Origin of the sequence: Limimaricola litoreus (assembly GCF_024159025.1) — a bacterium.
Lineage (GTDB): Bacteria > Pseudomonadota > Alphaproteobacteria > Rhodobacterales > Rhodobacteraceae > Limimaricola > Limimaricola litoreus.
Window position 1 is genome coordinate 1 of sequence record NZ_JAMYXC010000258.1, and the last position, 5,904, is coordinate 5,904.

Consider the following 5,904-nt stretch of genomic DNA (forward strand, 5'->3'; position numbering starts at 1 on the left):
ATCGAGGATGCGGAGATCATCGAGGAGAGCGGCGCGACAGGGGATGCGCCGCAGGGCGACACGCGTGCCGAGGCGACGACGTCCCTGCTCGACCGGCTGAAGGCGCATCTGCCCGGCTGCGCCGATTGCGGCCCCCTGCCCGGCCTCGGCGGTCTCAGGCCTTCCGGCGGCGGCATGCCCGAGGCGCCCGAGGGCGCGCAGATCCTCCATCGCAGCCATGCGGGGCCCGAGGGCGCGCGGGATTACCGGCTCTACATCCCCTCCTGCGGGGCCGACCGGGTGCAGGGCCTCGTCGTGATGCTGCATGGCTGCACGCAGACGCCCGAGGATTTCGCCCGTGGCACGGGCATGAACGCGCTGGCCGAAAAGGCCGGTTTCGCCGTGGCCTGGCCCGAGCAGAACCGCGTGCACAACATGCAGTCGTGCTGGAACTGGTTCGAGACCGGACACCAGCGGGCCGATCGCGGCGAGCCCGCGATCCTCGCCGGGCTGACGCGCGCGCTTTGCGCCGAATTCGGCATCCCGCGCGAGCGCTGCTTCGTGGCCGGGCTATCGGCGGGCGGCGCCATGGCGGCGATCCTGGGCGAAACCCATCCCGATCTCTTCGGCGCGATCGGGGTGCATTCCGGCCTGCCGGCGGGGGCGGCCAGCGACATGGTCTCGGCCTTTTCGGCCATGCGTGGCCAGGGCGGCGGCCGGGCCGCTGCCCTGACCGGTCCGCGCCTGATGGTCATCCATGGCGATGCGGATCGCACGGTCGATGTCTCGAACGCCGGGCGCATCCTCGCCCCGGGGGGCGAGGATGCGCCGCATGAGGAAAGCGCAAAGGCGCGCGCCTACCGCCGGACGCGTCACGCGGATGCGCAGGGCCGCGTGCGGGCCGAAAGCTGGATCATCAAAGGCGCGGGCCATGCCTGGTCCGGCGGCAGCGCCTCGGGCTCCTACACCGACCCCGAGGGGCCCGATGCCTCCGCCGGGATGCTGCGCTTCTTCCTCGAGACGGTCTGAGGACGGGCCCGGGGGTTCGGTGCGGCGCTACCGCGGGCGAAAGCCGCCCGCTTCGAAATAGCGCAGCACCGAGCCCTGCACGTGCCGGAAAGTGATCGGCTCAGAACCGGGTCAGCCGCTCGCGCAGCCCACCCTCGGGCGCCTCTATGCCGGCCACGAAACTGCGTTGCGTCAAGGCGGCGGCGTCGCGGCGCAGGGTTTTGAAGGCGCTGCGCACGGCCTCTTCATTCTCCGTGCCACGGCTCTTGCGATAGTTGCGCTGCGCCGCGCGACTATCGGCGAGGTCGGGCTGCGTCTTGCCGAAGGCCGGGATCGGGTGGCGACGTGCCAGCTCGTCGGGCCCCAGCAGCGCCGCCAGCATCGCCGCCGTGCTGGCGGGCAGCGGCAGGCGCGGCGACAGGCCGGTGCCGAAACGGAGGACGGCGCAGGCGGGATCGAAGGCCACGCGAGGGAGCCCTCATGGTGCAGTGGAGGCAATATAGGCGGGGTTCGCGGCTTGCGGCAGAGGTGCGGCGGAGCGGAGGCGGTTATCGGATGCCGGGCGGTCGGTTCGACCTATGTGCCACAGACCAGGGCGGGATGAAGCTCGCAGGCTATTGGCGTTGCACAACTTTTGATCTGAGGGATAGCTAACTCCGGGAATGCAACCAAAGGAAGATCAATGCCAATCTATGAAATCGACGGGTTCGCTTTTACCGACCGTGGCGCCATTCGCCCGGCCCATGTCGAGATAGGGATTTCGGCCAGTCATACGCGCTACCGGATCGCCTCGACCTACCAAGACGATATCCTCCCGGGCGCCGACATCGACAACATGCCCCGGCCCTACCACTACACCGCGAACGGCATGAACATGCTGGCCTTCGAGGATCCGTCCGAGCCATGGGACGACGATGACGGCGAGGCGGATGTCTATCTCGGCACTCTGCGCTGGGGCGCTGGCCGGGAAACCCAGATACTCGACGGCGGTGACGATTTCGTGGCCGCGCTCAGCGGCGACAGCATGCCCGAGTACCGCTCGGGCCAGAACAACACCGAGCTGTTCCGGGAGATCTTCACCACCGTCATCGACGAGCCGGTTCGCGCGCGGATCATCGACGAAGGCCCGCTTCAGCCGGGCCGCATCAAGGTGGCCGACCTGTTCACCGACGCCACCACTGGCGAGGTGATCCAGGGCGACGACACGCGTGACACCCTGAAAGGAAATGGCAATGCCGAACTGATCGTCGGGCTTGGCGGCAACGACAGGCTCATCGGGCGCGGCGGCGCCGACACCATTCTCGCCGGCACCGGAAACGACAAGGTCAAGGGCGGCGGTGGGAAGGATTTCCTCAACGGACACAAGGGTAACGACCGGCTGTTCGGCCAGGGCGGCGATGACGAGCTGCGCGGTGGCGCCGGCCGCGACATGCTACGCGGCAACCGCGGCGACGATGTGCTCGAAGGCGGCCGCGGCGCCGATCGCTTTGTCTTCAGCCGACGCGACGGCGACGATGTCATCCGCGACTTCGAGGACCGCGATACGCTGGTGCTCAACGACAACCTGTGGCGGGCGGATCTCACCGAGCATCAGGTGGTGCGCCGCTTCGCCGAGGTGACGGATGAGGGCATGCTGTTCGATTTCGGCCGCAAGGGCTCGATCCTGCTTGAGGATATCGACAGCAAGCTGGGTTTGGCTGGCGACATCGACTTCATCTGAGCAAGGACGGGGCCGCATCGCGGCCCCTTTCCCGCCTCGGTCGCCTCTGTGCTTGGGCCGGGCTCTGTTGATGGCGTGGATGCCCCATCCCGACGGCATCGCAACGTGCCACTGTGATGTGTGTGAAGCCATCACGGAAGGAGGGAGCATCCATGTCCGAAGCTACCCTCATCGGTATCGATCTGGCAAAGCATGTCTTCCAATTGCACGGGGCACACGACGACGGGTCGGTCGTTTTCCGCAAGAAGCTTTCGCGACCTCAATTGATGGCCTTTGTGTCACAGCATGGCGTTGTTGCAGAACTCCCCGCCTGACGGTTTCCGGCGCGGATCGGCCGCATAGATAGGCGGCATGACCAAGCCCATGCCTACCCGCTACCGCACGACGAACTGGTCCGCCTACAACGCGGCGCTGCGAAAGCGCGGCTCCCTGCTGATCTGGCTGGACCGGGAGATGACGTGGCTTGCACCGCATGGGGGACGGCCGGGGCGTCCTCCGGTCTTCTCCGAGGGTGCGATACAATTTTGATGGAGTGGACACCCCCGCCCGACGGCATCGATGTGCCAAGGTGGTGATGTTGAAATCGCCACAAGGGAGGAGGCATCCATGGAGAAGATTACCATAGTCGGGGTCGATCTGGCCAAGAACGTCTTCCAACTGCACGCTGCGGACCGGGAGGGCCGAGCTGTCATGAAGAAGCGGGTCACGCGCTCGCGCTTCCTATCGATCATGTCGCAGATCGAGCCTTGCGTCGTGGCGATGGAGGCCTGCGCGACCTCGCATCATTGGGCTCGAGAATTGAACGCCATGGGCCACGAGGTTCGGCTGATCCCGCCGATCTACGTGAAGCCGTTTCTGAAGCGTCAGAAAAACGACGCGAATGATGCCGAGGCCATCGTCGAAGCAGCCATGAGGCCGTCGATGCGCACGGTGCCGGTCAAGTCGAGGGAGCAGCAATCTCTCGCCATGCTGTTCCGGACCCGAGAGCTTCTGGTCATGCAGAGAACCCAGCTGGTGAACGCGTTGCGGGCTCATCTGGCCGAGCACGGGGTCATCGTGCCAGGGGGACGCCGCTCGGTCGATCCGTTCATCCGGGCCTTGGAGGACACGGCGAACAATCTGCCGGACCCGGTCCGCGAGGTCGGCAATCTCTACCTGGACAGGATCGCCCAGACCGCTTCCGAGATTGCAGCCTTGGAACGGCGCATAGAGGAACATTCCCGAGAGCACGAGGTGGCACAGCGCCTACGCACCATACCTGGCGTGGGGCCGGTGACGGCCATGGCGATCGAAGCCTTTGCGCCGGCCTTGGAGACGTTCCAGCGCGGCCGAGACTTTTCAGCCTGGCTCGGGCTCGTCCCGAGACAGCATTCGAGCGGAGGCAAGCAGCGCCTTGGGCGAACGTCGAAGATGGGACAGCGCGATATTCGTCGATTGCTGATCAGCGGGGCGATGTCGATCATTCACTGGAAGGGACGGAACGGCGGCAAACCCGGCTCCTGGCTCGCCCGCATGCTGCCCAACAAGCCGCGCATGGTGATTGCCATCGCCCTGGCAAACAAGCTCGCCCGGATCGTCTGGGCGATCATGACACGCAAGGAGGTTTACAGAGATCCTGAAGGGGCGGTCTGCTGATCGTCTCCTGTCAGGAGCGTCGGTGACGCAAGTGGCGCACTGATCCCGTATGGGCAAGGATCGATGGATCGGGGTGGAGCAAACCAGTGCCAGGCAGAGAGCCTCGAGCTCGCAGTTTTGGAATGGCCTCCATCCGCGCATTTCCATACTGGCCAGCGGCGCATGCAGGGCCGCATGAAAAGGCCTTACACATGTTCGCAGCCGGTCACTTGTCCTCGGGAGCCACGAAGCCGCTTGCGCAAGCGGGGGTATCCACACATGCTTGTCGATCAAGGTCCTGTTCAAGCTGCCGCTGAGGCAGACGGTTGGGATGGTGGCCAGCCTGTTGCGGATGGCGGGACTGGACTGGCCGGTGCCGGACTACTCGACGCTCTGTCGCAGGCAGAAAAGCTTGTCTGTTCAGATCCCGTATCGACGGGCCGAGGGCCCGCTGAACCTGCTCGTAGACAGCACCGGCATCAAGTTCCTCGGCGATGGCGAATGGCAGGCGCGCAAGCATGGGCCGCAGGGCCGTCGTCAGTGGCGGAAGGTCCACCTGGCCATGGACACGACCACCTCCGACATCCGCGCCGTGGAGTTCACCCCCAGCCGCGACGGCGACAGCCCGGTCCTGCCGGATCTGCTCGACCAGATCCCCGACGACGAGCCGATCGGCACCGTGACCGCCGATGGTGCCTACGATACGCGTCGCTGCCACACCGCGATCATCGAGCGCCAGGCCACGGCGATCATTCCGATCCGCAAGAACGGACGACCTTGGAAAGAAGATGGACCGGCAGCCTTGGCCCGCAACGACATCCTTCGGGCGACACGGCACTTTGGCCGAGCGTTCTGGAAGCGGTGGACCGGCTACCATCTCCGCAGTCGCGTCGAGGCCAAGATGCGATGCCTGAAGGCGTTCGGGGAGCGCATCGCCGCAAGAGACCCCGACCGCCAGACCGCCGAAGTCCACATCCGCATCGCCCTCATGAACCGCTTCTCAGCCCTCGGCACCGCCGAGATCGTTCGCGTGGCATGACCTCACTGGGAAAAGGGGCACCTGCGCCTCAAGCCTGAGTTCTGCAACAACGCCCACTGGGAACTGGACAAGAAAAAACGCCTCGGGCTGCTGCCACGGGGCGTTCGACATTGTTGGTTGCGGGAGCAGGATTTGAACCTGCGACCTTCAGGTTATGAGCCTGACGAGCTACCGGGCTGCTCCATCCCGCGACAGGATGTTTTGCATCGTTCAGAGAGAATTATGATGTTCTTTACTAGGTCTGGCGGTGACTTACTCTCCCACGTCTTGAGACGCAGTACCATCAGCGCGACGGCACTTAACGGCCGAGTTCGGAATGGGATCGGGTGTTTTGCTCGTGCTATGGCCACCAGACCGAGTAAAGAACATCTTTGGTGGCCTATCGCCCGGAGGGCTGCTTGAGGCCGGTGGGGCCTGTCGCGTCGCTCGGGGGGGAGGTCACCATATCAGCCGCCCTGCCCTGTTGGGGGGGGCGGTGTTCCAGATCGTCGTACATTTCCTTGATTGTGTATGGCTTTCGGATCCAGCCTTGCTGTTTCTGGAT

4 protein-coding genes, 1 tRNA gene, 1 rRNA gene and 3 pseudogenes are annotated in these 5,904 nt (G+C 65.1%); 6 read left to right on the top strand and 3 right to left on the bottom strand.

Annotation, left to right across the window (positions count from 1 at the left end; all coding sequences use genetic code 11):
- On the top strand, positions 1–1,008 hold a 1,008-nt coding region (locus NHG85_RS16115; protein ID WP_253334251.1), incomplete at its 5' end, for an extracellular catalytic domain type 1 short-chain-length polyhydroxyalkanoate depolymerase.
- A 100-nt stretch (positions 1,009–1,108) separates the two neighbouring features.
- On the opposite strand, the gene NHG85_RS16120 is transcribed toward NHG85_RS16115, so the two are convergent.
- Positions 1,109–1,453, bottom strand: coding sequence for a hypothetical protein (locus tag NHG85_RS16120; RefSeq protein ID WP_253334253.1), 345 nt, complete (start codon positions 1,451–1,453; stop codon positions 1,109–1,111).
- Between the two features lie 216 nt (positions 1,454–1,669).
- Between NHG85_RS16120 and NHG85_RS16125 the strand changes: the two genes are divergently transcribed.
- The 5 genes and pseudogenes from NHG85_RS16125 to NHG85_RS16145 all read left to right on the top strand — a co-directional run.
- A complete protein-coding gene (locus tag NHG85_RS16125; protein ID WP_253334255.1) occupies positions 1,670–2,707 on the top strand; it encodes a calcium-binding protein in 1,038 nt (345 codons plus the stop codon).
- Between the two features lie 152 nt (positions 2,708–2,859).
- Positions 2,860–2,988: pseudogene (locus NHG85_RS16130) on the top strand (IS110 family transposase); the annotation flags it as partial.
- A 70-nt stretch (positions 2,989–3,058) separates the two neighbouring features.
- A pseudogene (locus NHG85_RS16135) lies at positions 3,059–3,232 on the top strand (transposase); the annotation flags it as partial.
- Between the two features lie 81 nt (positions 3,233–3,313).
- A complete protein-coding gene (locus tag NHG85_RS16140) occupies positions 3,314–4,342 on the top strand; it encodes an IS110 family RNA-guided transposase (RefSeq protein WP_253334256.1) in 1,029 nt (342 codons plus the stop codon).
- Between the two features lie 250 nt (positions 4,343–4,592).
- Positions 4,593–5,360: pseudogene (locus NHG85_RS16145) on the top strand (IS5 family transposase); the annotation flags it as partial.
- A 114-nt stretch (positions 5,361–5,474) separates the two neighbouring features.
- Here the strand turns inward: NHG85_RS16145 and NHG85_RS16150 are convergent.
- Both NHG85_RS16150 and rrf read right to left on the bottom strand, forming a co-directional pair.
- Positions 5,475–5,551 (bottom strand) — tRNA-Met (locus NHG85_RS16150).
- A gap of 48 nt (positions 5,552–5,599) precedes the next feature.
- Positions 5,600–5,714 (bottom strand): 5S ribosomal RNA (rrf, locus tag NHG85_RS16155).
- Positions 5,715–5,904: the final 190 nt, after the last annotated feature.

Excerpts from the sequence above, each read along its gene's own strand:
- NHG85_RS16140 (WP_253334256.1), top strand. The coding sequence starts at position 3,314 with ATGGAGAAGATTACCATAGTCGGGGTCGATCTGGCCAAGAACGTCTTC.
- NHG85_RS16125 (WP_253334255.1), top strand. The coding sequence starts at position 1,670 with ATGCCAATCTATGAAATCGACGGGTTCGCTTTTACCGACCGTGGCGCC.